Raw genomic sequence first — 26,793 nt, forward strand, 5'->3', positions numbered from 1 at the left:
TGCGTGGGAGCGGGAGCGCGAGGGTGCCGAATCGTTCCTCCAGGTGGGTGAGCTTGATGTGCCTGTTCGCCGTGTCGGCGCTCCCTCCCGCGCGGAGGAGCTTTCAGTGGGTGGAAGAAATCAGTGTGATCAACTGCAAATGCCATCAGATACGCACTATCCGGTCCATTCCGGTGCGGGGTGGTCCGGGCCGGCCCCGGAGGTATCAGCCATGTCCCACGTCGGCGTCCCGCGCGGGACGGCACGAAAGCGCCGCTCGCTCGCGCTCCTCACAGCGGGGGTGCTCACGATCCCCGCGCTGGCGGGCTGCAGCTCCGACACCGAGGAGACCTCCCGAGGGGTCCCGCAGGACATCGCGCCCGCCGCCCGCGACCGGGTCGCCGACGGATCGACGGTGAACTGGGCCGTCGACGCGGTGCCCACCACCCTCAACGCCTTCCAGGCGGACGCCGACAGCGCCACCACCAAGATCACCGGAGCCCTGCTGCCCACGCTCTTCCCGATGGACGCGGCCGGGCAGCCCGAGCTCAACCCGGACTACCTGGAGACCGCCAAGGTCATCGAGCGCGAGCCGAAGCAGGTCGTCCTCTACAAGCTCAACCAGCAGGCGGTCTGGAGCGACGGCCGCGAGATCGGCGCGCCCGACTTCGTCGCCCAGTGGCGGGCGCTCAGCGGCAAGGACTCGGCCTTCTGGACGGCCCGCAACGCCGGCTACGAGCGGATCGAGAAGATCGAGCGCGGCGCCGACGACCTCCAGGTCCGGGTCACGTTCGCGAAGCCGTACGCGGACTGGCGCTCGCTCTTCTCGCCGCTCTACCCGAAGGAGATCACCGGCTCGCCGGACACCTTCAACGACGGCGCGCGCACCGCGCTGAAGAACACCGCCGGACCCTTCCAGCTCAAGAGCGTGAGCAAGGCCGAGGGGACCGTCACTCTCGTCCGCAACCCGCGCTGGTGGGGCGAGAAGGCCAAGCTGGACAGCCTCGTCTTCCGGGCCGTCGCGCCCAAGGACCGCACCAGGGCCCTCGCCGACGGCACCGTGCACATCACCGACATCGACGCCACCACCGCCGACCGCATCGCCCTCGCCCTCCGCGACGGCAGCAACGGCCAGCCGCTCACCCACGGCCCCGGCGCCGCCCTCACCCCGGCCGACGCGCTGCGCTCCTGGGCTCTAGCCCACGGCTCCGACGAGGAGCAGGCCGAGATCGCGCAGGCGGCCCGCGAGAAGACCCGCGAGGCCGTCGCCGCGTACGGGGCGGAGCAGAAGGCCCTGCGCGGTTACGCCGTACGCAAGTCCCTGGAGCCCGCCTACACCCAGCTCGCGCTGAACGGCGAGTCCGGCCCGCTCGCCGACGACCGGGTCCGCCGGGCGGTGGCCCGCGCGCTGGACCGGCAGGAGATCGCCGAGACCGTACTGAAGCCGCTCGGGCTCCCGGCGAAGCCGCCCGGCAGCCACCTGGCCCTGGCCGGACAGCCCGGCTACAAGGACGGCAGCGGAGCGCTCGGCGACCAGAACACCAAGGAGGCCCAGGCGCTGCTGGCCGACGCTGGCTGGACGCAGGGCGGTGCGGCGGAGAAGCCGAAGGACACCAAGGCGGGCAGCGAGGCGGAGAAGAAGGAGGACAAGGACAGCAAGGAGGACAAGGACAGCACGGACAGCACGGAGAAGACCGAGGCGGACGAGAAGAAGGCCGAGAAGACCGACAAGGCCGAGGACCAGGACGACCGGGCCGCCACCGGCTCCGACGACAGCTCCGCCTCCCGCGCCGAGGGCCTCTACATCGTCGGCCAGGACGACAAGCCGGGCGCAGGACCCGTCCAGGGCCCGGACACCTCCCACATCCTCGCTCCCTCCCAGGCCGCCGCCGCTCAGAGCCTCGCCCTGCTCCGTCAGGCGCGCGCTCTGAGTGAGGACAGCGCCACCGATACCACCAAGGCCACCGAAGCCGCCGCCAAGGCCAACGCCCAGGACAAGCAGCCCGGCGGAGCCGCCGGCGCGTACGCCCCCATGGGCACCGCCGCACCCGCGCCCGCCTCGGTCCAGGGGCCGCTCGGCAAGGACGGCAAGACGCTGACCCTGCGCTTCGTGCTCCCCTCCGGGCCCGGCTCGCAGTCGCTGCGCGGTGTCGGCGAGAAGATCGCGACGATGCTGGAGAAGATCGGCATCGGTACGGAGATCACCAAGGTTCCCGACGAGAGCTACTTCAAGGACCACATCGCCTCCGGCGACTACGACCTGGCGCTCTACTCCTGGCCCGCCACCGCCTACCCGGCCACCGACGGCCGCCCGATCTACGCCAAGCCGGAGCCGGCCACGGACGGTTCGCTCCTCGTCGAGCAGAACTACACCCGGGTCGGCACCGACCACATCGACCAGCTCTTCGACCAGGCGGTCGCCGAGCTCGACGAGAAGGCCTCGCGGGAGCTGATGAAGCAGGCGGACGCCAGGATCTGGGCCGCCGCCGGATCGATTCCGCTCTACCAGCGCCCGCAGCTCGTCGCGGTGGACAAGAAGCTCGCGAACGTCGGCGCCTTCGGCTTCGCGGCCCCCCGTTACCAGGACATCGGGTTCACGGACCGGCAAGCGGCAGGTTCCGCCGCAGACCGCAAGAAGTAGCAGGTCACCGGAGCTACCGGCAGGTCACCGGAAGAACCACCAGGTCAGCGGAGAAAACAGCAGGTCAACGGTTTGCACAAGCTCAGATGCTGCTCAAAACCCTTGCCCGTCGGCGACCCCGGCGGGCAAGGTGGTATCCGCCCCGACCCGGGCCGTTCGACCTCCTCACACCCTCCCCCCTCATGCGGCCTTTCCTCAGCTGCCACCGCTCCTTGACACCGGCTGAATATCGCCTGAATCACACGGGAAGACCGCGTTCGCGGATCGGCCCGGGAAGCCCGGCGTGCGCAAGGCCCGTACCATGGGACGAGCCGTGGCGTGCCGCCCGGCGGGCGTACGAGGACTCGAAGACCGACTGAGACGCCTGATCCCACGATCCGAGAGAAGCGCAAGCCACCCATGCCCACGCGCCACGACATCCGTAACGTAGCCATCGTCGCCCACGTCGACCACGGCAAGACCACGCTGGTCGACGCCATGCTCAAGCAGGCCGGAGCGTTCGCCGCCCACGCCGCCGAGCACCTCGACGATCGCATGATGGACTCGAACGACCTGGAGCGTGAGAAGGGCATCACGATCCTCGCCAAGAACACGGCGGTGAAGTACCACCCCAAGGACGGCGGGGACCCGATCACGATCAACATCATCGACACCCCCGGCCACGCCGACTTCGGCGGCGAGGTCGAGCGCGGTCTGTCGATGGTGGACGCGGTCGTGCTGCTCGTCGACGCCTCCGAGGGTCCGCTGCCCCAGACCCGCTTCGTGCTGCGCAAGGCGCTGGCCGCGAAGATGCCGGTCATCCTCTGCATCAACAAGACGGACCGTCCCGACTCCCGGATCGCCGAGGTCGTCGACGAGACGTACGACCTGTTCCTGGACCTCGACGCGGACGAGGACCAGATCGAGTTCCCGATCGTCTACGCCTGCGCCCGTGACGGCGTCGCCTCGCTGACCAAGCCCGAGGACGGCACCGTCCCGCAGGACAGCGAGAACCTGGAGCCGTTCTTCAACACGATCCTCTCGCACGTCCCGGCCCCGGAGTTCGACGCGGACGCGCCGCTCCAGGCCCACGTCACCAACCTGGACGCCGACAACTTCCTCGGCCGTATCGCGCTCTGCCGCGTCGAGCAGGGTGAGCTGCGCAAGGGCCAGACCGTCACCTGGATCAAGCGTGACGGCACCATGTCCAACGTCCGCATCACCGAGCTGATGATGACCGAGGCGCTCACCCGCAAGCCGGCCGAGGTGGCGGGCCCGGGTGACATCTGTGCCGTCGCCGGCTTCCCGGACATCATGATCGGCGAGACCCTGGCCGACCCCGAGAACCCGATCGCGCTGCCGCTGATCACGGTCGACGAGCCGGCCATCTCGATGACCATCGGCACCAACACCTCGCCGCTCGTCGGCAAGGGCGGCAAGGGCCACAAGGTCACCGCCCGCCAGGTGAAGGACCGCCTGGACCGCGAGCTGATCGGTAACGTCTCGCTCCGCGTCCTGGACACCGAGCGTCCCGACGCCTGGGAGGTCCAGGGCCGTGGTGAGCTGGCGCTCGCCATCCTGGTCGAGCAGATGCGCCGCGAGGGCTTCGAGCTGACCGTCGGCAAGCCCGAGGTCGTCACCAAGCAGATCGACGGCAAGACGCACGAGCCGATCGAGCGCATGACGATCGACTCGCCCGAGGAGCACCTCGGCGCCATCACGCAGCTCATGGCGACCCGCAAGGGCCGTATGGAGACCATGACGAACCACGGCTCCGGCTGGGTCCGCATGGAGTGGATCGTTCCGTCCCGCGGCCTCATCGGCTTCCGTACGGAGTTCCTGACGCAGACCCGCGGCACCGGCATCGCGCACTCCATCTTCGAGGGCCACGAGCCGTGGTTCGGCGAGCTGCGCACCCGTCACAACGGCTCGCTGGTGGCGGACCGTTCGGGTTCGGTGACCCCGTTCGCGATGGTCAACCTCCAGGAGCGCGGTGTCATCTTCACCGAGGCCGGCACCGAGGTCTACGAGGGCATGATCGTCGGCGAGAACTCCCGCGCCGACGACATGGACGTGAACATCACCAAGGAGAAGAAGCTCACCAACATGCGCGCGGCCTCCGCGGACACCACGGAGAACGTGGTCCCGGCCCGCAAGCTCTCGCTGGAGCAGTCCCTGGAGTTCTGCCGCGAGGACGAGTGCATCGAGGTGACCCCGGAGACCGTGCGGATCCGCAAGGTCGTCCTGGACGCGAAGGAGCGCGGCCGCGCCGCCTCCCGCGCCAAGCGCTGACGCAACCCGGCAGGAGCGGGCACGTAACCCCGTAGCGGGCGCCGAGGCGGTTCTCGGCACCCGGCGGTACGGCCTGAGGTACGACGAGATCGGTCCGGCCTTCCACGACCTGTGGAGGCCGGACCTTTCGCTTGTCCCGTACGCCGGCCTGCCCGTTCCTTACGGTCGCAGCCGGAATGTGTGCAACGGGAAACGCTCTGATGGAACGTCACACTCCGGTCCGGCCGGGTCGGCAATACGCCTGTCAGGGCCCTGGTTCCGGTGGGAGAATGTGGTTCGGGACGGGTCGGTACGCAATCCATTTTCCTGATGCATGTGTCCGGTTATCGGGCGTCGCCCTCCGGAAGTTGCGTTAACAGTCCGTTTCGCGGGCGTCTGTCTAGGATCACTTTGTCCGGATTTCGGGCATCCAAGGGCCGGTGATGTTGTCAAACCGAGACCCTTTAAGTGTGGTTTACGGCCCGGCCGTACTCAATAGTTGGCTCCATTGAGCTCGGGTCAATGGGTCACGCGCTGTGGGGAGCGCCGACTCACGAGCACACTTCGGGGTCACTGTTCATCGCCGTCAGGGGTGTCGGCGACGTACCAGTGCCCCTCTTGCAGTGATCAAAAGTGGACTCTTGAGGAGGAGAACCCATGCGTGGTTCCAAGATGGTCGGGTGCGCGATAGTCGTCGCCCTGGCCGCAACCGCCTGTGGCGGCGGCGGTAGCGACGAGGGTGGCAAGGGCAAGTCCGGCAGCGGGTTCAGCATGAACATCGCCGAGCCCAAGCGACTCATCCCGCAGTCGGTCACCGAGTCCGGTGGCTCGCAGGTCCTCTCGGGCCTGTTCACGCCGCTCGTCGACTTCGACGCGAAGAACGAGCCGGTGCTGGCCGCCGCGGAGTCCATCGAGAGCCCGGACAACAAGGTCTGGACGATCAAGCTCAAGGACGCCACCTGGCACGACGGCAAGCCCGTCACCGCCAAGGACTACGTCGCCGCCTGGAACTGGGGCGCCTACGGCCCGAACACGGCCGACGGCAACTACTTCTTCAGCACCATCCAGGGCTACGACGAGATGAACCCCGTCGACCCGGACGGCGAGGAAGGCCCGAAGAAGGCCGCCGCCCCGAAGGCCAAGCTGCTCACCGGCCTCAAGGCCGTCGACGACAAGACCATCCAGGTCACCCTCAAGGCCCCGTTCGCCGGCTACAAGTCGGTCCTCGGCTACACGGTGTTCTACCCCGTGCCCGAGGCCGCCCTCGCCGACGTCAAGGCGTACGAGGAAGCCCCGATCGGCCAGGGTCCGTTCCAGATGGACGGCAAGTGGAACCACGACAAGTTCGTGAAGGTCAAGGCCTACCCGGACTACAAGCTCGGCGCGAAGCCGAAGGTCGACTCGGTCGAGTTCCGGATCTTCCAGGACCAGAACACCGCGTACAACGACCTGCTCGCCAACAACCTCGACATCGTGGACCAGATCCCGACCGAGGTCATGGGCACCGCCCCGAGCGAGCTCGGTGACCGCTTCAAGACGTCGCCGGCCTCCACCTTCCAGTTCGTCGCCTTCCCGACGTACGACAAGAAGTACAGCGACCCGCGCGTGCGCAAGGCCATCTCGATGGCCATCGACCGCGACGAGATCATCAAGGTGGTCTTCCAGGGTTCGCAGTCCTCCGCGCGTTCCTTCGTCTCCCCGGTCGTGGGCGGCTACCGCGAGGACACCTGTGGCGAGGCCTGCAAGTTCGACGTGCCCGCCGCCAAGAAGCTGCTCGCCGAGGCCGGTGGCATCGCCGGCAACAAGATCAACATCGGTCACAACGCCGATGGCGGTCACGAGCAGTGGATCAACGCCACGTGTGACCAGCTCAAGAAGAACCTGGGCCTGGAGTGCGTGAGCCAGGCCGTGCCGAAGTTCGCCGAGCTGCTGACGCAGGTCGAGAACAAGAAGTTCTCCGGCATGTTCCGCATGGGCTGGATCATGGACTACCCGTCCATGGAGAACTACCTGGGCCCGCTGTACACCACCAACGGTTCCTCGAACTACTACGGGTACAGCAACAAGGACTTCGACCGCCTGGTGCAGGAGGGTCGCGAGGCCAAGACCGAGGAAGAGGCCATCGTCAAGTGGCAGGCCGCTGAGGATGTCCTCGCCAAGGACATGCCGGTCATCCCGCTGCGCTTCGGCAAGAACGTCTTCGGTCACTCGACCAACGTCAAGAACGTTGAGCTGAACGTCTTCAACCAGGTTGAGCTCACCAAGGTCGAAAAGTCCTGACCTGCGTCTTCGCATGACGCAGTAGGCAAAAATTAGGGCCTGACGACGGGGGGCGGACCCAATCCGCCCCCCGTCGTTCCCACGAGGAGGAACCATGGGCCGCTACGTCGCAAGACGGCTGCTCCAGATGCTCCCGGTCATCATCGGGACCACCTTTCTGGTCTTCGCTCTCGTCACCGCCATGGGCGGCGATCCGGTACAGAACCTGTACGGAGAGCGACCTGTCCCGGAGGGCACCAGAGCTGCGCTGACCGCGCAGTACCACCTGGACGACCCCCTGCCGATCCGCTACGGCTACTACCTGGGCGGGCTGATCCAGGGTGATTTCGGGACGAGCCTCAGTGGCTCCCGTCCCATCAGCGAAATGATCGCCGACGCGTGGCCGGAGACCCTCCGCATCGCCGGCATCGCCTTCGTCTTCGAAATGATCATCGGTGTCGCCGCCGGTGTGATGGCGGGCATGCGGCGCGGAAAGTTCCTGGACAACCTGGTCCTGCTCTCCACGCTGACCGTCATCGCTGTCCCGATCTTCGTCCTCGGGCAGGTCAGCCAGATCTTCCTGGGCGTCAAGGCCGGCATCTTCCCCGTCTCGGGGACCAACGAAGGTTTCGTCAGCTACCTTCTGCCCGGCCTCGTGCTCGGTTCCGTCTCGCTCGCCTACATCGCACGCCTCGCCAGAGCCTCCGTAGCGGAGAACCTGCGCATGGACTACGTGCGTACGGCCAAGGCGAAGGGCCTTTCCCCGTCCCGCATCACCGGCATCCACGTCCTGAGGAACTCGCTGATCCCCGTGGTCACCTACCTCGGCGCGGACCTCGGAACGCTCATGGGCGGGGCCATCGTCACCGAACGGATCTTCAACATCCCCGGTGTCGGCTACAACCTCTTCAAGGCGATCCAGATCGAGGACGGACCGGCGCTGGTCGGTTTCGTGACCCTTCTCGTCATCGTCTACGTGGTGATGGCGCTCGTCGTGGACCTGCTCTATGCCGTGCTTGACCCGAGGATTCGCTATGCGTGACGCAACCAAGACTTCCGTCGCCCCGGCGTCCGGCGAGGAGCCCCCGGCCACTCCGGCCGAGGCTCCCAAGGCCCCCGTGAAGGAGCTGGCCAAGCCGCGCAGCCTCCTCCAGGACGCGGTGCGCGACCTCGTACGCCGACCGCTCTTCCTGATCCCGTCCGGCATCATCCTGGTGCTGGTCGCCATGGCCGCGTTCCCGTCGCTGTTCGCCAGCGCCGACCCGCAACTGTGCGAGCTGGGCCGCTCGTTGCAGAAGCCCAGCGCCGACGCCTGGTTCGGCTACGACGCCCGTGGCTGCGACGTCTACGCCCGGACGATCTACGGCACCCGCACCTCGATCACCGTCGGCGTCCTCGCCACCGCGGGATCCGCGATCATCGCCCTGATCTTCGGCCTCGTCGCCGGGTTCTACGGCCGGTGGGTCGACGCGCTCATCTCGCGCGGCATCGACATCGTGATGGGTATTCCGTTCCTCGTCGGCGCCATCGTCATCCTCAACAGCTTCCGTGACGACGACGGCTTCCGCATCGGCGGCATCTGGGGTGTGCTCACCGCGCTCACCGTGCTCGGCTGGATGAGCATGGCCCGCATCATGCGGTCCACCGCCATGCAGACCAAGCAGTCCGACTACGTGACCGCCGCCCGCTCGCTCGGTGCCTCCACCGGCCGGCTGATGTTCCGGCACGTGCTGCCGAACGCGCTGACCCCGCTGATCGTGCTGGCGACCATCTCGCTCGGCGTGATCATCTCGGCCGAGGCGACGCTCAGCTTCCTCGGCGTCGGTATTCAGGAGCCGACCATCTCCTGGGGCGTCATGATCAACCAGTCGCTGGGGCGGATCCGCGAGTCGTTGCACCCGCTGCTCTTCCCGGCCGGCTTCGTCAGCATCACCGTGCTGGCGTTCATCATGCTCGGCGACGCGGTCCGCGACGCCCTCGACCCCAAGCTGCGCTGAGGGAGGCGTACGTGACTACGATCGAAAAAACCGCGAACGTCCCCGCTCCCCGCAGCGACGACGACCACCAGGGCCCGCTGCTCGAAGTGCGTGACCTGCACGTCGAGTTCCACACCCGCGAAGGTGTCGCCAAGGCGGTCAACGGTGTCAACTACACCGTCGACGCCGGTGAGACGCTGGCCGTGCTCGGCGAGTCCGGCTCCGGCAAGTCCGTGACCGCTCAGGCGATCATGGGCATCCTGGACATGCCTCCGGGCCGCATCCCGCAGGGAGAGATCCTCTTCCGCGGCCAGGACATGCTGACCATGTCCGAGGAGGAGCGCCGCAAGATCCGGGGCCGCCGGGTCGCGATGATCTTCCAGGACGCGCTGTCCTCGCTCAACCCGGTCCTGACCGTCGGCTACCAGCTCGGCGAGATGTTCCGCGCGCACCTCGGCATGTCCAAGAAGGACGCCAAGCTCAAGGCCATCGAGCTGATGGACCGCGTGCGCATCCCGGCGGCGAAGGAGCGGGTCGACGACTACCCGCACCAGTTCTCCGGCGGTATGCGCCAGCGCATCATGATCGCCATGGCGCTGGCCCTGGAGCCCGACCTGATCATCGCGGACGAGCCGACCACCGCGCTCGACGTGACCGTCCAGGCCCAGGTCATGGACCTGCTCGCGGAGCTCCAGCGCGAGTACAACATGGGGCTCATCCTGATCACCCACGACCTCGGTGTGGTCGCCGACGTCGCGGACAAGATCGCGGTCATGTACGCGGGCCGGATCGTGGAGACCGCTCCGGTGCACGAGCTCTACAGCCGCCCGTCGCACCCCTACACGCGCGGTCTGCTGGACTCGATCCCGCGGCTGGACCAGAAGGGCCAGGAGCTCTACGCGATCAAGGGCCTGCCGCCCAACCTGACGCGTATCCCGCCGGGTTGCGCGTTCAACCCCCGGTGTCCCAGGGCCGAGGACATCTGCCGTACGGACGTCCCGCCGCTGCACCCGGTCACCGAGCGCGACGGCACCGACCTGCCGGGCCGCGGCAGCGCGTGCCACTTCTGGAAGGAGACGATCCATGGCTGAGCTCGACAAGGAGTCCGTGGACGCCACCCCTAACGTCACCGAGGTGGAGACGGTCGACGCCGCCACCGAAGAGGAGGCCGTCGCCGCCATCGAGGCGCCGGTCGAGCGGGGCGAGCCGATCCTCCAGGTGCGCAACCTGGTCAAGCACTTCCCGCTGACCCAGGGCATCCTCTTCAAGAAGCAGATCGGCGCGGTCAAGGCCGTGGACGGGATCTCCTTCGATCTCTTCCAGGGCGAGACGCTCGGCATCGTGGGCGAGTCCGGCTGTGGCAAGTCCACCGTCGCCAAGCTGCTGATGATGCTGGAGAAGGCGACCGCCGGCGAGGTCTTCTACAAGGGCCAGGACATCACCAAGCTGTCCGGCCGCGCGCTGAAGGCCGTGCGCCGGAACATCCAGATGGTGTTCCAGGACCCGTACACCTCGCTGAACCCGCGCATGACGGTCGGCGACATCATCGGGGAGCCGTTCGAGATCCACCCCGAGGTGGCTCCGAAGGGCGACCGGCGGCGCAAGGTCCAGGAGCTCCTGGACGTCGTCGGCCTGAACCCGGAGTACATCAACCGGTATCCGCACCAGTTCTCCGGCGGTCAGCGCCAGCGCATCGGCATCGCGCGCGGCCTCGCGCTCAACCCGGAGATCATCATCTGCGACGAGCCGGTCTCCGCGCTCGACGTGTCGGTGCAGGCGCAGGTCATCAACCTGATGGAGAAGCTCCAGGACGAGTTCAACCTCTCCTACCTCTTCATCGCGCACGACCTCTCCATCGTCCGGCACATCTCGGACCGGGTCGGCGTCATGTACCTCGGCAAGATGGCCGAGATCGGTACGGACGCGCAGATCTACGACCACCCGACGCACCCGTACACCCAGGCGCTGCTCTCCGCGGTGCCGGTGCCGGACCCCTCCGCGCGTGAGGGCCGCGAGCGGATCATCCTCACCGGCGACGTTCCGTCACCGGCGAACCCGCCGTCGGGCTGCCGCTTCCGCACCCGCTGCTGGAAGGCGGAGGAGCGCTGCGCCACGGAGGTGCCGCTGCTGGCGATCCCCGAGCGCTTCGTCGCCGCGGGCGGCCCGGCCGCGCACGAGTCGGCGTGCCACTTCGCCGAGGAGAAGTCCGTTCTAGTTGGCTGATGCAGTTCACGCGGCGTAACCGCTTCCGGTAGTCACACGTCAGATGCCCGGCCCCTCCCAAGGGGGCCGGGCATCGTCGTGTCCGGACGTGGCCGTGCCCGTACGGGGTAAGCCCGCATGCGGTGTGTGGCGGTATGAGGTGGTATGAGGCATTGAGCTACTCGATGACTCTAGGAGGCACTTCATGCGCGGAGCCACACGGACCCGGTGGGCCGCATGTGCGGTGGCTGTCGCCCTGGCAGCGACGGCCTGCGGCGGCGGAGGCGACGACAGCGGCGGCAGCGGCGCCGACGGCATCGTCAGCTCCTCCTGGGGCGACCCGCAGAACCCGCTGGAGCCCGCCAACACCAACGAGGTGCAGGGCGGCAAGGTCCTCGACATGGTCTTCCGGGGGCTCATCCGGTACGACCCGAAGACCGGCGAGGCGCAGAACATGCTCGCCGAGTCCATCGACTCCGACGACGCGCAGAACTTCACGATCAAGCTCAAGGAAGGCTGGACCTTCTCCAACGGCGAGAAGATCACCGCCAAGTCCTTCGTGGACGCCTGGAACTACGGCGCGGCGCTGAAGAACAACCAGAAGAACGCCTACTTCTTCCAGTACATCGAGGGCTACGACCAGGTCCACCCCGAGTCCGGCTCCGCCTCCGCCGAGACCCTCTCCGGCCTCAAGGTCGTCGACGACCTGACGTTCACCGCCAAGCTCAGCCAGAAGTTCTCCCTCTGGCCCGACACCCTCGGCTACGCGGCCTTCGCGCCGCTGCCCAAGGTGTTCTACACCGACCACGACGCCTGGCTCTCCAAGCCCATCGGCAACGGCCCGTACACCGTCGAGTCGTACGCCAAGGGCTCCGCGATGAACCTGCGCAAGTGGGACGACTACCCCGGCGACGACAAGGCGAAGAACGGCGGCGTCGACCTCAAGGTCTTCACCGACAACAACACCGCCTACACCTCGCTGACCTCCGGCAACCTCGACCTGGTCGACGACGTGCCCGCCTCCCAGCTCCGTAACGTCGAACAGGACCTCGGCGACCGGTACATCAATACCCCGGCCGGCATCATCCAGACGATCTCCTTCCCGTTCTACGACAAGGAATGGGACACCGACAACGCCCGCAAGGTCCGCCAGGGCCTCTCCATGGCGATCAACCGGAAGCAGATCACCGACCAGATCTTCCAGAAGACCCGCACGCCCGCGACCGACTGGACCTCTCCGGTCCTCGGCGAGGACGGCGGCTTCAAGGAAGGGCTGTGCGGCAAGGAGTGCACGTACGACAAGGCCGCGGCGAAGAAGCTGATCGACGAGGGCGGCGGCATCCCGGGCGGCCAGCTGAAGATCTCGTACAACGCCGACACCGGCTCCCACAAGGAGTGGGTCGACGCCGTCTGCAACAGCATCAACAACGTCATGGGCAACAACCAGGCCTGCGTCGGCGGCGCGGTCGGCACCTTCGCCGACTTCCGCAACCAGGTCTCCACGCAGAAGATGACGGGCCCGTGGCGCGCCGGCTGGCAGATGGACTACCCGCTCATCCAGAACTTCCTGCAGCCGCTCTACTACACCAACGCCCCGTCCAACGACGGCAAGTGGACCAACAAGGACTTCGACGGCCTGGTCGACAAGGCCAACGCCGAGACCGACAAGGCGAAGGCCATCACCACCTTCCAGGACGCCGAGAAGGTGCTCGTCGAGCAGATGCCGTCCATCCCGCTCTGGTACCAGAACGGCAGCGCGGGCTACTCGGAGCGGGTCGACAACGTCGAGCTGAACCCGTTCAGCGTGCCGGTCTACACGGAGATCACGGTCAACTGACCCGCTGGGACCCAGGCCGGGGCGCCTGACGCGCGCCCCGGCCCCGGCCCATCCGCCACTCCGCCCGTTCGCCCCGACCCCCCCGGAGCCCCTCATGGGACGTTATGTGATCCGGCGGCTGCTGCAGATGATCCCCGTCTTCTTCGGCACCACGCTGCTGATCTTCCTCATGGTGAACGTGATGGGCGACCCCATCGCGGGCCTCTGCGGCGACCGCCAGTGCGATCCGGCCACCGCCGCGCAGCTGCGCTCCGAGTTCGGCCTCGACAAGCCGGTGTGGCAGCAGTACCTGACGTACATGGGGAACCTCTTCACCGGCGACTTCGGCACCGCGTTCAACGGGCAGAAGGTCACCGAGCTGATGGCCACCGCCTTCCCCATCACCATCCGGCTCACCATCGTCGCCATCGTCTTCGAGATCGTCATCGGCATCAGCCTCGGCGTCGTCACCGGCCTGCGGCGCGGCCGCCCGATCGACACCACGGTCCTCATCCTCACCCTGGTCGTCATCGCCGTCCCGACCTTCGTCACCGGCCTGCTGCTCCAGCTCCTCCTCGGCGTCAAATGGGGCATCATCAAGCCCTCGGTCTCGCCGGACCCCACCTTCGACGAACTCCTCGTCCCCGGCCTCGTCCTCGCCTCGGTCTCGCTCGCCTACGTCACCCGGCTCACCCGGACCTCGATCGCCGAGAACGCCCGAGCCGACTACGTACGCACCGCCGTCGCCAAGGGCCTGCCACGGCGCCGGGTCGTCATCCGGCACCTGCTGCGCAACTCCCTGATCCCCGTCGTCACCTTCATCGGCACCGACGTCGGCGCGCTGATGGGCGGAGCCATCGTCACCGAACGGATCTTCAACATCCACGGGGTCGGCTACCAGCTCTACCAGGGCATCCTGCGCCAGAACTCCCAGACCGTCGTCGGGTTCGTCACCATCCTGGTCCTCGTCTTCCTGGCGGCCAACCTGATCGTCGACCTCCTGTACGCCGTACTCGACCCGAGGATCCGCTATGCCTGAGCCGCAGACCCCGGACGAAGCGATCTCCCAGGCGGGCGCCGGCGGCGCGACGGACCTCGCCATGGAGGAAGGCACCAGCCTGGAGAAGACGCCGGGCGGGCCCGACGGCACCGGACCGGCCGGAAAGCCGCGCAGCCTCTGGTCGGACGCCTGGCGCGACCTGCGGCGCAACCCGGTCTTCATCATCTCCTCGCTGGTCATCCTCTTCCTGGTGGTCATCTCGATCTGGCCCTCGCTCATCGCGAGCGGCGACCCGCTCCAGGCCAACCTGGACGACGCGCAGAAAGGCTCCGAGCCCGGCCACCCCTTCGGCTTCGACCCGCAGGGCCGCGACGTCTACACCCGGGTCGTGTACGGAACCCGCACCTCGGTCACCGTCGGCGTCTGCGCCACCCTCGGCGTCGCGCTCCTCGGCAGCGTCCTCGGCGGCCTCGCGGGCTTCTTCGGCGGCTGGTGGGACTCGATCCTCTCCCGCCTCACCGACGTCTTCTTCGGCATCCCCGTCATCCTCGGCGGCCTGGTCTTCCTCTCCGTCGTCACCAGCTCCACCGTCTGGCCCGTCGTCGGCTTCATCATCCTGCTCGGCTGGCCGCAGATCGCCCGTATCGCCCGCGGCTCGGTGATCACCGCCAAACAGAACGACTACGTCCAGGCGGCCCGCGCGCTCGGCGCCTCCAACTCCCGGATGCTGCTGCGCCACATCACGCCGAACGCCATCGCGCCCGTCATCGTCGTGGCGACCATCGCGCTCGGCACGTACATCTCGCTGGAGGCGACCCTGTCCTTCCTCGGCGTCGGCCTGAAGGACCCGGCCGTCTCCTGGGGCATCGACATCTCCGCCGCCGCCAACTACATCCGCAACGCCCCGCACATGCTGCTCTGGCCCGCCGGAGCGCTGGCCATCACCGTGCTCGCCTTCATCATGCTCGGCGACGCGGTGCGCGACGCCCTCGACCCCAAGCTGCGCTGAGGAGCCGGTTGCCATGTTGCTCGAAGTGCGCGATCTGCACGTGGAGTTCCACACCCGCGAAGGCGTCGCCAAGGCCGTCAACGGAGTCGACTACTCGGTGGCCGAAGGCGAGACGCTGGCCGTCCTCGGCGAGTCCGGCTCCGGCAAGTCCGTCACGGCGCAGGCGGTCATGGGCATCCTCGACATGCCGCCCGGCAGGATCACCGGCGGCGAGATCCTCTTCAAGGACCAGGACCTGCTGAAGCTCAAGGCGGAGGAGCGGCGCAAGATCCGCGGCCAGGAGATGGCCATGATCTTCCAGGACGCGCTCTCCTCGCTGAACCCGGTCCTCACCGTCGGCGAACAGCTCGGCGAGATGTACATCGTCCACCGCGGGATGTCCCGCAAGGACGCGAAGGCCAAGGCCGTGGAGCTGATGGACCGGGTGCGCATCCCGGCGGCGAAGGAGCGGGTCGGCCAGTATCCGCACCAGTTCTCCGGCGGTATGCGCCAGCGCATCATGATCGCCATGGCGCTGGCTCTGGAGCCGTCCCTGATCATCGCGGACGAGCCCACCACCGCGCTCGACGTCACCGTCCAGGCCCAGGTCATGGACCTGCTCGCCGAGCTCCAGCGCGAGCTGAACATGGGCCTCATCCTCATCACCCACGACCTCGGCGTCGTCGCGGACGTGGCCGACAAGATCGCGGTGATGTACGCGGGCCGGATCGTCGAGACCGCGCCCGTCCACGAGATCTACAAGGCGCCCGCCCACCCGTACACCAAGGGCCTCCTCCGGTCGATCCCGCGCCTGGACCAGAAGGGCCAGGAGCTGTACGCGATCAAGGGCCTGCCGCCCAACCTGCTGCACATCCCGCCCGGCTGCGCCTTCAACCCGCGCTGCCCGATGGCCCGCGACGTGTGCCGCACCGATGTGCCGCCGCTCTACGAGGTGGACGAGCAGCGCCGGAGCGCCTGCCACTTCTGGAAGGAGACGCTCGATGGACGCTGACCGGACGGGTGACGCGGCCGGCTCGACCCTGCTGTCCAAGGCGGGTGAGAGCGCACGGCCGTACGTCGAAGGCGAGCCGATCCTCGAAGTACGGGACCTCGCCAAGCACTACCCGCTGACCCAGGGCATCCTCTTCAAGCGGCAGGTCGGCGCGGTCCGGGCCGTCGACGGTGTCGACTTCGACCTGCACGCCGGCGAGACGCTCGGCATCGTCGGAGAGTCCGGCTGCGGCAAGTCCACGGTCGCGCGCATGCTCGTCCACCTGGAGAGGCCGACCGCCGGAGCCATCCGCTACAAGGGCGAGGACATCGCGAAGCTGTCCGGCCGTGCGCTGAGGGCCGTGCGCCGCAACATCCAGATGGTCTTCCAGGACCCGTACACCTCGCTGAACCCGCGGATGACGGTAGGCGACATCATCGGAGAGCCGTACGAGATCCATCCCGAGGTCGCGCCGAAAGGCAGCCGGCGGCGACGCGTGCAGGACCTGCTGGACGTGGTCGGGCTCAACCCGGAGTACATCAACCGCTATCCGCACCAGTTCTCCGGCGGTCAGCGCCAGCGCATCGGCATCGCGCGCGGCCTCGCGCTCAACCCGGAGATCATCGTCGCGGACGAACCGGTCTCCGCGCTCGACGTCTCCGTACAGGCGCAGGTCGTCAACCTGCTGGACCGGCTCCAGGCGGAGTTCAGCCTCAGCTTCGTCTTCATCGCGCACGACCTCTCCATCGTCCGGCACATCTCCGACCGGGTCGGCGTGATGTACCTCGGCCGGATCGTGGAGATCGGCTCCGACGCGGAGATCTACGACCACCCGACCCACCCGTACACGCAGGCGCTGCTCTCCGCCGTCCCGGTCCCGGACCCGGAGGCCCGCGCGCACCGCGAGCGGATCATCCTCCACGGCGATGTGCCCTCTCCGGCCGACATCCCGTCCGGCTGCCGCTTCCGCACCCGCTGCTGGAAGGCGCGGGAGCGGTGCGAGCTGGAGGTGCCGCTGCTGGCCGTTCCGGCGGAGTTCCGGCTGGTCGACAGCCCGGCCCGGCACGACTCGGCGTGCCACTTCGCGGAGGAGAAGCAGGTGGTGCCGCCGGAAGGCGAGCTGGGCGCTCCGGGACGGCCGGTGGAGGAGGTACGCGGGCCGGAGGGTCCCGCAGACGGCTCGGAGAGCCGCGGAGAGCCGCCGGAGCCTTCCGGGCCCGAGGGCACTTCGTAGCGTTACGTCGTCAGTTGCCGGTGGCGGCGCACGGCTCGCCGGCCTCGATCTTCTGCACCGCCGGGCCGAGGGCCGAGAGGACGGACGCGGCGTCGGTGGTCTCGTGGTGGAGCCGGACCTGCACGCCCGGATCGCGGCCGTGGGTGGCGTACATCTTGGCGGTCCGGTCGTCGGCCGGCGTCTGCGCGACCCAGTCGACGCCGCCCTCGTCGATGCACTCCGCACCGGCCTCCGGCTCGGGCATCCCGCAGTACACGATGACGTCGCCGTCACCCCAGGCGCCCGCACCGGCCACGTCGGTCTTCTCCAGCACGTAGCCGCCGAGCCGGTCCGGGATCGCGCCGGTGAACGTGTCGCACGCCGGACTGTCCGAGAAGGGCGGTCTGACGAGGTTGTAGCCGTCGCCGCCGCCACATCCGGCGAGAGAGGCGGTCACGGCGGCACAGGCGGTCAGGACGGCGGCGAGGCGCACAGGTCCGCGCAGGTCGTTCGTCAACGTACTTCCCCCGTGTGGGTGATTTGTCGGTCGGTACGGAAATCTATCGTCCGACCGGGCACCGACCGCCCACCGGCTGCCGAGCGACCCTCATATCCGTTAACAAGCAGGCAACTTCACCGTCGCCGCACCGATATACGGACGCTCCATGCTGGACACCGTACGGCCGTGCGGGTGCCGTGGACCGGCCGGAGCGTCGTCTTGTCGCTCCGGCCGGTTGGGCGCGCTACGGCCTAGGCGCGCGGCAGTCCCAGCGACCGCTTGAGGAAGTCCACCTGGAGCAGCAGCAGGTTCTCCGCCACCTGCTCCTGAGGCGTCATGTGCGTCACGCCGCTCAGCGGCAGCACCTCGTGCGGCCGGCCGGCCGCCAGCAGCGCCGAGGAGAGCCGCAGCGCGTGCGCGACCACCACGTTGTCGTCCGCGAGCCCGTGGACGATCATCATCGGCCGCACCTGCTCGGCGGCGTGCGACAGCCCGTCCTCGGTCATCAGCGCGTTGTACGCGTACACCTCGGGCTGCGCGGCCGGGTCGCCGAGATAGCGCTCGGTGTAGTGCGTGTCGTAGAGCCGCCAGTCCGTCACCGGAGCGCCGACCACGGCCGCGTGGAAGACGTCGGGCCGGCGCAGCGCCGCGAGGCCGGAGAGGTAACCGCCGTACGACCAGCCCCGGATGGCGACCCGGTCCAGATCCAGCGGGAAGTCCTCGGCGAGCGCGTGCAGGGCCTCGATCTGGTCGTCCAGCGTCAGCACGAAGTCGTCCCGTACGGCCTTCTCCCAGGCCGGCGAACGGCCCGGCGCGCCGCGTCCGTCCGCCACGATCACCGCGAAGCCCTGGTCCGCGAACCACTGCGAGGTGAGGTACGCGTTGTGCGCGGCGACCACGCGGCGGCCGTGCGGTCCACCGTACGGATCCATCAGGACCGGAAGCGGACCGTCCGACTCCTGGTAGTGCGACGGAAGCAGCACGGCGCACGGAATCCGCCGTGCGCCCCCCTCGGTCAGCGTGACCCGTGGAGCGAGCACCGGCTCCTGCGCGTGGCTCGCGATCCGGACCAGCCGCTTGCCGTCCCGGACGACCCAGGCGGCCGATCCGGGCTCGTCCGGTGTGGCCGAGACCAGTACGGTCAGGTCGCCCGAGCGGACGGCGGAGTGCACACCGACCCCTTCGGAAATCCGCTCGATTCCCAGCTCGTTGACCCGGTACACATGGCTCTCACCGGTCTCCGGCGCCGGCGCCTCCTCGCCCGCGACGGCCGAGACCAGAATGTCCGACTCACCGATGTCCAGCACCGCCTGGAGGTGCAACTGCGCCCCGGTCAGCAGCCGGTCACCGACGGCCAGCACCCGTGCGCCGCCCTCGTCCGCGATCCGCACGAGCCGTCCGTCCGGCGCCCACGCGGGCACGCCACCGAACAGGTCCAGCCACACCGGATCCTCGTCCACATGGACGACCCGGGTCTCACCGGACTCCGGGTCGACCGCCAGATACCGCTGGCTGCGCTGGTCACGAGCCTGCACGAGAAGCAGCGGAGCACCGGCTGAGGACCAGTGCACCTGGGCCAGGTACGGGAACGCGGTCCGGTCCCAGACCACCTCCGTACGGGCGCCCTCCAGGTCCGTCACGAAGAGCCGCACCTCGGCGTTGGGCGTCCCGGCCGCCGGATAGGCCACCTCGGCCGGCTTCCGCTCCGGATGCGCGGGATCGGCGATGAACCACCGCTGTACGGCGCTGTCGTCGGCCCGCGCCACCAGCAGCCGGTCCGACTCCGGCGACCACCAGAAGCCCCGGAAGCGGTGCATCTCCTCGGCCGCGACGAACTCGGCCAGACCGTAGGTGACATGGGCGTCCTCCGGCTCCGCCAGCGCCCGGTCGCCGTCGCCCTCCGCGTCCACGACCCGCAGCGCGCCCTTGGACACGTACGCGATACGGCGGCCGTCGGGCGAGGGCCGCGGGTCGATGACCGGGCCCGGCACCGGCAGCGCCCGCGCCGTACCGGCCCGCAGCTCGGCCACGTACACCTTTCCGGACAGTGCGAAGGCGGCCAACTCGGCCGCCGCGTCCACCGCGTACGACACGATCCCGGCCGATCCCTCACGGCTCCGCTCACGCCGGGCCCGCTCCTGCGGCGACAGCCGCTCCGCCGAACCCCCCAGCAGCGCCTCGGGATCGGCGACCAGCCGCTCCTCGCCGGAAGCGGGATCGAGCACCCAGAGCCGGTTGGTCCGGTCGGTGCCCGAGGTGGAACGCAGGAAGATCACACGCGTCTCATCCGGTGAGACGGTGAAGGCGCGCGGTGCGCCGAGAGTGAACCGCTGGGTCCGTGCGTGCTGGCGGGGAAAGGACAGCTTCGGTGAGGTCATGGCCCCGAACTTAGCCTCGCGCAGCGGTCCGTGCGCCCCTCGTGCTGCTGTGCCCCGATCAATGCGTTGGCACGGATAGTTATGATCCGTAGCGCTCGGTGGGTAAGAACCCATCGGCTCCGTCTATCCCCGTGTCCCCGTACCAAACGTACTGATGGAGGTGAACCGCCGTGGCGCTCTCGATTTCGGCGGTGGTGCTGCTGGCGATCATCGTCTTCCTGCTGATCCGGAAATCCGGACTGAAGGGCGGACACGCGGTGGTCTGTGTGCTGCTGGGGTTCTACATCGCGAGTTCCTCCGTGGCACCGACCATCTCGGACCTCACGTCCAACGTGGCGGGGATGATCGGGAGCATCAAGTTCTGACCGCGTCGTATCCGCTTCCGGATCGCGTGTACCCGCTTTCCGGCCGGGTACGCCCGCCGGCGGAGCGGTCGGCGGGGAGCGGGGGACACCGGGGGCCGCCGGGCTCGTAGGGTGGTCCCCATGAAGGACCTCCCCGCCCGCCGTCTGCTGCTGGTGCACGCGCACCCGGACGACGAGTCGATCAACAACGGCGCCACCATGGCCAGGTACGCGGCCGAGGGCGTCCACGTCACGCTGGTGACGTGCACGCTCGGCGAGGAGGGCGAGGTCATCCCGCCCGCCCTCGCCCGCCTCGCCGCCGACCGGGACGACGTGCTCGGCCCGCACCGCGTGGGCGAACTGGCCGCGGCGATGAAGGAGCTGGGCGTCGCCGACCACCGCTTCCTCGGCGGCGCGGGCCGGTTCCGGGACTCCGGGATGATGGGCACCGAGCAGAACGAGCGCCCCGGCGCCTTCTGGTCCACGCCGGTGGACGAGGCCGCCGCCCCGCTCGTGGAGGTGATCCGCGAGGTCCGTCCTCAGGTCCTGATCACCTACGACCCCGACGGCGGCTACGGCCACCCCGACCACATCCAGGCCCACCGGGTCGCGATGCGCGCCACCGACCTGGCCGCCGACCCGGCGTACGGCACCGGCACCGCGCACACCATCGCCAAGGTCTACTGGAACCGCGTGGAGCGGACCGTGGTGGAGGCCGCCTTCGACCACCTGCGCACCACGGCCCCGGACCTCTTTCCGGGCATCGCGGCCGTGGACGACGTCCCGGGCGTGGTGGACGGCGACGAGATCACGGCGGAGATCGACGGATCGGCGTACGCCGGAGCGAAGGCGGCGGCGATGCGCGCGCATGCGACGCAGATCGCGGTGGCCGGCGAGGACGCCTTCTTCGCGCTCTCCAACGACTTGGGCCAGCCGCTGCTGACGACGGAGTGCTACCAGCTGGTGCGCGGTGTGCCAGGGGTCGGCGGGGGAGCTCGGGAGGACGACCTGTTCGCGGGGATCGGGCCGGATGCCGTACGGGATGGGGTTTCCGGTTCCGTTTCGGGTGCCGGGACGGATTCCGTTTCGGAGGCGGGCGCATGAGCGGGAACTCCGGCAAGGGCCGTGACCGCGCCGGTGCGCGAGGTGGTGAGGCGGCGCGTACCAAGGCAGCGCGAGCCAAGGGCGCGCGCTCCGGCGTGCCGAGCAGCTACGCGCCGCGCACCAACGCACCGCCGCGCGTGCCGGAAGACACCGGCTTCACCGCGCGGCCGAACCCGGCCCGGATCGCGGCCTACTTCGGGCTCGCGGTGCTCGGCGCTCTCGTCGCGCTCGCCGGGACGCTGGTCCAAGCGGCCTGGTTCCCGGGCGGGTTGATCATCGCGCTGGCCGGGTCGGCCGGCCTCTTCTACGGCGGCCGGATCCTGACCGGCACGCAGATCGGCGCACTCGCGCCGGCGGTCGGCTGGTTCGTCACCGTGTTCCTTCTGCTGTCCGGCCGGCCGGAAGGCGACTACGTCTTCGGTGACGAACTCGGCCTGGTGCTCTTCATGCTCGGCGGGACCGCCGTCGCTGTGATGTGCGCCACGACCTCCAAAGTGCCGCAATCAGCCACGCGTAACGGCCGGTCCGGTATCTGAAGTGCTAAGTCCGCGCCCGGAATGCCCCCCACAGGTGTGATGCCGAGGTGGAGGTTTTCCCCGGTCGCGGAGTGTCCTACGGCGGCGGCCAGTATGGTGGTGCGCGCGCCGAGCCGTCCCCTGGCCTGCGGCATGGGGGAAGTACGGGCGGCGGAGCCAATCGGGAGAACCTGCTTTGAGTCGTGAAACTGACAGTTCGTCCTCCGGGCCCCAGGGGCGCGGCGGAGCCGCGTACCCGTCGGGTACGCCGCCGTACGGATCCCGCCAGTATTCCTCGCCGGCCGGCTCGGACGAGACCCCGGAATCCGTCGATCCGCCACGGCCCGACGAGCCGAAGACCGAGACGACGCTGACGACGCGCATCCGGATCAACATCCCCGGGTCGCGTCCGATCCCGCCGGTCGTGATGCGTACGCCGATGGCGGAGAGCGACATCGCCACCGGCCGCCCCGACGCGGAGCGCACCGGATCCACGCCGCGCCCCGGCACGCCACCGTCCGCACCTTCGGGCCTGAACCACGGCGCGTCGGGCGGAACCGGTGCGTCCGGTGGCCCGGCCTCCTCGTCCGCACCGGCCCAGGCCCGGGACGGCGGCGGCTCCGCCGACCCGTCCCCGTCCGACGAGCCGGCCAAGGCGAAGAGCGGCAGCGACTGGTTCGCCCCACGCAAGAACCCGGCCCCGGCACCGGCTTCCGGTACGGGCGGTGCGCCTGGTTCCGGTGGAGCGCCTGGTACGGGTGGTCCTGGCGACCCGCTCGGCGCGGTCGGCCCGGGCGCTCCCGGCGGGCCGGGTGCCTCCGGCGCTCCGGGCGGCCCCGGCCCGGCGGGCCCCGGTGGCGGCCCAGCCGAGACCGGCCGGTCCCGCCCGGACCTGCCGTACTTCTCCGACGCCGCACCCGGCAGCGGCCCCGGCACCTCCGGCTCCGGCATCCCCGGCCCCGGCGCGCCCGGCTCCGGCAGCGCTCTGGACGGCTACAGCACCGAGCCTCCCGGCGCGGGCCCCCGCTCCACGCCCGACCTCGGCGTCCGTACGCCTGGTACACCCGGCCCGTCCGGCCCCACGACGGGCCCGGCCACCGGCACCTCGTCGCTGACCCCGAACCTCGACGGCGTCCCGGGCGGCGGCGGTCCCGGCCCGATGGTTCCGGGCGGCGCCTCCGGCGGCGTACCGCCTCGGCTCTCCGACGACACCGCGATCCTGACGCCGCAGTCCCCGGCGCCCGACTCCGGCCCCGGCGGCCATGTCTCGGGCGACACGCTGACGAGCGGCATCCCCGTGGTGCCCAGCGAGCCCCGCTCGACGTTCCCGGGCGGTCCGGCCGGCTCCGGCAGCCCGTTCCCGGGCGGCCCCGGCTCCGGCGGCGGCCCCTTCCCGGGAGGCCCGGGCGGAAGCGACCCGTTCGCGGACGGCCCCGGCGGCCGAGGCGGCGGGCCCGTGCCCGGCCGTGGCGCGGCGCGACCGACGCCGACGCCTCCGGCCCCCGCGCCCGCTCCCACGAAGAAGGGCCGCTCCAAGCTGGTCCTCCTCGCCGTGGCCGCGGTCGTGCTGCTCGGCATCGCCTACGGCGCCGGACTCCTGCTGAACCACTCCGAGGTCCCCAAGGGCACCACGGTGCTCGGTGTCGACATCGGCGGCGGTACGAAGGAGGAGGCGGCCACCAAGCTGGAAGCCGCGCTCGGCGAGCGGTCCAAGGCGCCGCTGACGCTCTCCGTGGACGGCAAGGAGCAGAAGCTGGACCCGGAAAAGGCCGGTCTCGTCCTGGACAGCCAGGAGACCGTGCGCGGTGCCGCGGGCAGCGACTACAACCCGGTCTCGGTGATCGGCTCGCTCTTCGGCGGAGCGCGTACCGCGGACCCGGTGATCCCGGTCGACGAGGAGAAGCTCGGCGTCGCGCTGACCGACCTGGCGGGCGTCGCCGGTTCGGCCCAGGACGGCACGATCCGCTTCGAGCCGAACAAGGCGGTCGCGGTACCGGGCAAGCCCGGCAAGACCCTGGACGTCGGCCAGTCGCTGATCTCGGTCCGCGACGCCTACCGCGCCCAGGTGCAGACCGGCCAGGCCCGCGTGGTCGAACTGCCCGTCGCCACCAGGGAACCCACCATCACCCAGGCCGAACTGACCCGGGCGATGAAGGAGTTCGCCGAGCCCGCGATGTCCGACCTGATCACCATCAAGGCGGGCCCGAAGCAGATCCAGTTCGGTCCGGCGCGTTCGCTGCCGCAGATCCTCTCCATGAAGGCCGTCGACGGCCGGCTGGTCGACGTCTACGACAAGGACGCGATCAACACCCTCCTGGACGGGGTCTTCGACGGCATCGAGGCGGTCAAGGCCGACGGCACGAAGCACCCGGTCGACGCCGACGACGTGGCCCAGGCGATGAAGACGGCCCTGACCGGCAAGACCCCGGAAGCCCGCACGGTCACCATCAACCTGACCGGCGAAGGCTGAGCCTCCGGCCCGTACGCACGGGAGAAAGCAGTGAAGCGGGGCCCGGCGCTCATCAGCAGCCGGGTCCCGCTTCCGTACAGGTCCCGTAGCGGGAAAAGCGCTACGGGAAGGACACCACCTGCGAGGGGATCGTGTCCGTGCCGGAGGTCGGGGAGCCGACCTCGTTGATCACGTGTTCGTACTGGCCGTTGCCGCCCAGGGAGACCACGATCAGGCTGTGGAACTTCACGCCGGGCTTCACCGGTGCCTTGAAGCCGTGGCCCTGCACGATGGTCGGGTCGACGTTGTAGTAGCAGTAGCTGCCCATGCCCCAGCCCTCGTGCTCCTCGACCGAGTCGTCGACCCGGTAGGCCGCGTAGCCCTTCGTGTCGCCGTTCTGGATCGCCTCCTGGTTCGGGGCGTCGTACGCCTTCTCGTTCTGGAAGAAGATCGTGCGGCCGCGCTCGCCGTACCACTCCACGTCGTACTTGTTGAAGTGCTCGACGAACAGTCCGGTCGCCAGCACGTCGTCGCCGTTGACCCGGACTCCGTAATCCGCCCGGTTCGTCTCCCAGCCCCAGCCCTCGCCGTGGTCCGCGCGCCACACCCAGGTGTGGTCGATGATCGTGTCGTCGCTGTTGACGACGATGCTGGTGGTCGCCTTGCCGGGACCCGCGCCGCCGATCCGTACGAACACGTCCTGGAGCGACGTCGGGTTGGCCGAGTGGTCGGCCGAGGCGTTCTCCGGGCCGACCTCGATCAGCGTCTCGGAGTTCACCGGGCCCGCGTCGACCAGGAGGCCCGCGAGCTTCACGCCGTCCACGTCACCGACCTTGATCGCCGTCACGCCGTTGTCCGGGATGATCGTCGCGAGGCCGATGCCGAGGGCCACCGTGTCGGGACGGTCGATGGTGATCGTCTCGTCGATGTGGTGGACGCCGGGCGTGAAGAGCAGGTGCAGGCCCTGCTCCACGGCCGCGTTGATGGTGGCCGCGTCCGCGCCCTCCTTCACCACGTAGAACTGGTCCAGCGGGATCGACTCACCCGCCGGTGTGCCGTTCGCCCATGACACACCGCGCGCGTTCTCCCGCTTCTCCGGGACGAAGACCTTGTAGTCGTCGCCGTCCAGGTAGAGGAAGGGCTTCTCGCGCGAGATCGGGGTCGTGTCGAGCGTGGTGTACGGCGGCTCCGGGAAGCTGTTGGCCGGTGCGCCCTCGACGCCGGAGAACGTCATGTTCCAGACGCCGTTGCCCCAGCCGCCGACCGAGCTGTCACGCGTGTACCACTGCTGCTGCGAGTACGGCCCGACCTCGCCGTCGATCTTGCTGTCCGCGATGTAGCCGCCGCTGGCCCAGCCGTACCCGTCGGGCGCCAGGTTGAGCCCGCCCTTGACGTGCATCCGGCGGAACGGCGCGGCCTGCGAGACGGCCCAGCGGTTGGTGCCGGAGACCGGGTTGAGCGTCAGGTTCTCCGCCGAGCGCCAGAAGTTCTGCGTGGCGTTGCCGTCGAACCAGCCCGCGTCGACCGTCACATCGCCGTTGAACGTGGTGTCGTTCGGGTTGAGGCCGAGGCCCGCGATCGAGGTGTAGAACCCGATCTGCGCGTTGATGTTGTCGTACGTGCCCGGCTTGAAGAGCAGCGCGTAGCGGTCGAGGCCGAACTGCGCGGACTCCTGCTTCTTGAAGATCTCGTCGACCTTGCCCTGGATGTCGGGCGTGGAGGGGTCGAAGACATGGACGTTCGGTCCGAGGTCACCGCCGCCCGGGACGGCGGCCTGGGCCTTCCGGTCTCCTTGGACCTCTTCGCCGAACGCCGTCTGGGCGGTGGGGACGGCCATGAGCAGCGAAACGGCGAGCGCGGCGAACCCGAGAGCTCTCGACCGGCGGGGCCGGCGGGGTGCGGAGCGCGGTGCGGTGCTTGGTGCGGTGGGGGGAGCATGCATGAAGGTACGTCTCCTGGGTCGTGGTACGTGTGCACGACGGACGGGCGGGAGAGCGCGTGTGGGGAGAATGCGAGAGAGCGCTCTCTCGTTACGGTGATGTTTCCCCGGTCGGCCTGTACGCGTCAAGAGGTGCGCGTGAGGTGTCTCGTGGGAGAGTCCGGATTCGCAACAACTGACGTCAGTGGCGCGGCGATTGGACGCATTCATGGCCAGTTGGGGTGCTCGCTGACTTCATGAACTGATGTCC

Annotated in this window: 19 protein-coding genes; 16 read left to right on the plus strand and 3 right to left on the minus strand. The window is 69.2% G+C overall.

The genetic code is table 11. The features are described 5' to 3' along the window. Window positions 1-211 precede the first annotated feature (211 nt). From ABZ267_RS02030 to ABZ267_RS02085, 12 genes are all read left to right on the plus strand, one after another. Window positions 212-2,620 carry an ABC transporter family substrate-binding protein gene (locus ABZ267_RS02030; RefSeq protein WP_356746889.1) on the plus strand — a complete coding sequence of 803 codons (2,409 nt, stop codon included), beginning with the start codon at window positions 212-214 and terminating at the stop codon, window positions 2,618-2,620. A 399-nt stretch (window positions 2,621-3,019) separates the two neighbouring features. Continuing rightward, window positions 3,020-4,891 carry a translational GTPase TypA gene (gene typA / locus ABZ267_RS02035; protein WP_356746888.1) on the plus strand — a complete coding sequence of 624 codons (1,872 nt, stop codon included), beginning with the start codon at window positions 3,020-3,022 and terminating at the stop codon, window positions 4,889-4,891. A 636-nt stretch (window positions 4,892-5,527) separates the two neighbouring features. After that, a complete protein-coding gene (locus ABZ267_RS02040) occupies window positions 5,528-7,150 on the plus strand; it encodes an ABC transporter substrate-binding protein (RefSeq protein ID WP_356746887.1) in 1,623 nt (540 codons plus the stop codon). Window positions 7,151-7,244: 94 nt separating this feature from the next. Then, window positions 7,245-8,171, plus strand: a complete 927-nt coding sequence (locus ABZ267_RS02045) for an ABC transporter permease (protein ID WP_356746886.1) — start codon at window positions 7,245-7,247, stop codon at window positions 8,169-8,171. Next, entirely contained in the window at window positions 8,164-9,126 is a 963-nt protein-coding gene (locus ABZ267_RS02050) for an ABC transporter permease (protein ID WP_356746885.1), read from the plus strand. The genes ABZ267_RS02045 and ABZ267_RS02050 overlap by 8 nt, the downstream gene beginning before the upstream one ends. An 11-nt stretch (window positions 9,127-9,137) precedes the next feature. Next, entirely contained in the window at window positions 9,138-10,196 is a 1,059-nt protein-coding gene (locus ABZ267_RS02055) for an ABC transporter ATP-binding protein (protein ID WP_356746884.1), read from the plus strand. After that, the gene (locus tag ABZ267_RS02060; protein WP_356746883.1) at window positions 10,189-11,328 is read left to right on the plus strand and encodes a dipeptide ABC transporter ATP-binding protein; all 1,140 of its coding nucleotides are present in this window, start codon (window positions 10,189-10,191) and stop codon (window positions 11,326-11,328) included. Before ABZ267_RS02055 ends, ABZ267_RS02060 begins: the two co-directional genes overlap by 8 nt. A gap of 184 nt (window positions 11,329-11,512) precedes the next feature. Beyond that, entirely contained in the window at window positions 11,513-13,144 is a 1,632-nt protein-coding gene (locus ABZ267_RS02065; RefSeq protein WP_356746882.1) for an ABC transporter substrate-binding protein, read from the plus strand. Window positions 13,145-13,238: 94 nt separating this feature from the next. After that, on the plus strand, window positions 13,239-14,162 hold the full coding sequence (locus ABZ267_RS02070; RefSeq protein WP_356746881.1) for an ABC transporter permease: 924 nt from the start codon (window positions 13,239-13,241) through the stop codon (window positions 14,160-14,162). Further along, window positions 14,155-15,132 (plus strand): ABC transporter permease, encoded by a 978-nt coding sequence (locus ABZ267_RS02075; protein ID WP_356746880.1) that lies wholly within the window; start codon window positions 14,155-14,157, stop codon window positions 15,130-15,132. Before ABZ267_RS02070 ends, ABZ267_RS02075 begins: the two co-directional genes overlap by 8 nt. 13 nt (window positions 15,133-15,145) lie before the next feature. Further along, a complete protein-coding gene (locus ABZ267_RS02080; RefSeq protein WP_356746879.1) occupies window positions 15,146-16,123 on the plus strand; it encodes an ABC transporter ATP-binding protein in 978 nt (325 codons plus the stop codon). Continuing rightward, window positions 16,113-17,336, plus strand: coding sequence for a dipeptide ABC transporter ATP-binding protein (locus ABZ267_RS02085; protein ID WP_356746878.1), 1,224 nt, complete (start codon window positions 16,113-16,115; stop codon window positions 17,334-17,336). Before ABZ267_RS02080 ends, ABZ267_RS02085 begins: the two co-directional genes overlap by 11 nt. Before the next feature lie 10 nt (window positions 17,337-17,346). On the opposite strand, the gene ABZ267_RS02090 is transcribed toward ABZ267_RS02085, so the two are convergent. After that, complete coding sequence (locus ABZ267_RS02090) at window positions 17,347-17,832, minus strand: DUF3515 family protein (RefSeq protein WP_356746877.1); 486 nt, start codon at window positions 17,830-17,832, stop codon at window positions 17,347-17,349. A 233-nt stretch (window positions 17,833-18,065) separates the two neighbouring features. Next, window positions 18,066-20,192, minus strand: coding sequence for a prolyl oligopeptidase family serine peptidase (locus tag ABZ267_RS02095; RefSeq protein ID WP_356746876.1), 2,127 nt, complete (start codon window positions 20,190-20,192; stop codon window positions 18,066-18,068). A gap of 170 nt (window positions 20,193-20,362) precedes the next feature. Between ABZ267_RS02095 and ABZ267_RS02100 the strand changes: the two genes are divergently transcribed. The 4 genes from ABZ267_RS02100 to ABZ267_RS02115 all read left to right on the plus strand — a co-directional run bounded on the left by ABZ267_RS02100 (window position 20,363) and on the right by ABZ267_RS02115 (window position 24,625). Continuing rightward, a complete protein-coding gene (locus ABZ267_RS02100) occupies window positions 20,363-20,557 on the plus strand; it encodes a hypothetical protein (RefSeq protein WP_109163769.1) in 195 nt (64 codons plus the stop codon). A gap of 120 nt (window positions 20,558-20,677) precedes the next feature. Continuing rightward, on the plus strand, window positions 20,678-21,640 hold the full coding sequence (mshB, locus tag ABZ267_RS02105; RefSeq protein WP_356746875.1) for an N-acetyl-1-D-myo-inositol-2-amino-2-deoxy-alpha-D-glucopyranoside deacetylase: 963 nt from the start codon (window positions 20,678-20,680) through the stop codon (window positions 21,638-21,640). Next, a complete protein-coding gene (locus ABZ267_RS02110) occupies window positions 21,637-22,176 on the plus strand; it encodes a DUF6113 family protein (RefSeq protein WP_356746874.1) in 540 nt (179 codons plus the stop codon). The genes mshB and ABZ267_RS02110 overlap by 4 nt, the downstream gene beginning before the upstream one ends. 175 nt (window positions 22,177-22,351) lie before the next feature. Beyond that, window positions 22,352-24,625 carry a hypothetical protein gene (locus tag ABZ267_RS02115; protein WP_356746873.1) on the plus strand — a complete coding sequence of 758 codons (2,274 nt, stop codon included), beginning with the start codon at window positions 22,352-22,354 and terminating at the stop codon, window positions 24,623-24,625. A gap of 100 nt (window positions 24,626-24,725) precedes the next feature. Here the strand turns inward: ABZ267_RS02115 and ABZ267_RS02120 are convergent, their stop codons facing one another. Continuing rightward, window positions 24,726-26,546 (minus strand): coagulation factor 5/8 type domain-containing protein, encoded by a 1,821-nt coding sequence (locus ABZ267_RS02120; RefSeq protein WP_356746872.1) that lies wholly within the window; start codon window positions 26,544-26,546, stop codon window positions 24,726-24,728. Window positions 26,547-26,793 lie beyond the last annotated feature (247 nt).

Origin of the sequence: Streptomyces sp. NPDC006174 (assembly GCF_040614075.1) — a bacterium.
In the GTDB taxonomy this organism is placed as follows: Bacteria; Actinomycetota; Actinomycetes; order Streptomycetales; family Streptomycetaceae; genus Streptomyces.

What these genes read in the sequence shown, in the direction of transcription:
- ABZ267_RS02030 (WP_356746889.1), top strand. Translation starts at nt 212, where the DNA reads ATGTCCCACGTCGGCGTCCCGCGCGGGACGGCACGAAAGCGCCGCTCG.
- typA (WP_356746888.1), top strand. Translation starts at nt 3,020, where the DNA reads ATGCCCACGCGCCACGACATCCGTAACGTAGCCATCGTCGCCCACGTC.
- ABZ267_RS02040 (WP_356746887.1), top strand. Translation starts at nt 5,528, where the DNA reads ATGCGTGGTTCCAAGATGGTCGGGTGCGCGATAGTCGTCGCCCTGGCC.
- ABZ267_RS02045 (WP_356746886.1), top strand. Translation starts at nt 7,245, where the DNA reads ATGGGCCGCTACGTCGCAAGACGGCTGCTCCAGATGCTCCCGGTCATC.
- ABZ267_RS02050 (WP_356746885.1), top strand. Translation starts at nt 8,164, where the DNA reads ATGCGTGACGCAACCAAGACTTCCGTCGCCCCGGCGTCCGGCGAGGAG.
- ABZ267_RS02060 (WP_356746883.1), top strand. Translation starts at nt 10,189, where the DNA reads ATGGCTGAGCTCGACAAGGAGTCCGTGGACGCCACCCCTAACGTCACC.
- ABZ267_RS02065 (WP_356746882.1), top strand. Translation starts at nt 11,513, where the DNA reads ATGCGCGGAGCCACACGGACCCGGTGGGCCGCATGTGCGGTGGCTGTC.
- ABZ267_RS02070 (WP_356746881.1), top strand. Translation starts at nt 13,239, where the DNA reads ATGGGACGTTATGTGATCCGGCGGCTGCTGCAGATGATCCCCGTCTTC.
- ABZ267_RS02075 (WP_356746880.1), top strand. Translation starts at nt 14,155, where the DNA reads ATGCCTGAGCCGCAGACCCCGGACGAAGCGATCTCCCAGGCGGGCGCC.
- ABZ267_RS02080 (WP_356746879.1), top strand. Translation starts at nt 15,146, where the DNA reads ATGTTGCTCGAAGTGCGCGATCTGCACGTGGAGTTCCACACCCGCGAA.
- ABZ267_RS02085 (WP_356746878.1), top strand. Translation starts at nt 16,113, where the DNA reads ATGGACGCTGACCGGACGGGTGACGCGGCCGGCTCGACCCTGCTGTCC.
- ABZ267_RS02095 (WP_356746876.1), bottom strand. Translation starts at nt 20,192, where the DNA reads ATGACCTCACCGAAGCTGTCCTTTCCCCGCCAGCACGCACGGACCCAG.
- mshB (WP_356746875.1), top strand. Translation starts at nt 20,678, where the DNA reads ATGAAGGACCTCCCCGCCCGCCGTCTGCTGCTGGTGCACGCGCACCCG.
- ABZ267_RS02110 (WP_356746874.1), top strand. Translation starts at nt 21,637, where the DNA reads ATGAGCGGGAACTCCGGCAAGGGCCGTGACCGCGCCGGTGCGCGAGGT.
- ABZ267_RS02120 (WP_356746872.1), bottom strand. Translation starts at nt 26,546, where the DNA reads ATGCATGCTCCCCCCACCGCACCAAGCACCGCACCGCGCTCCGCACCC.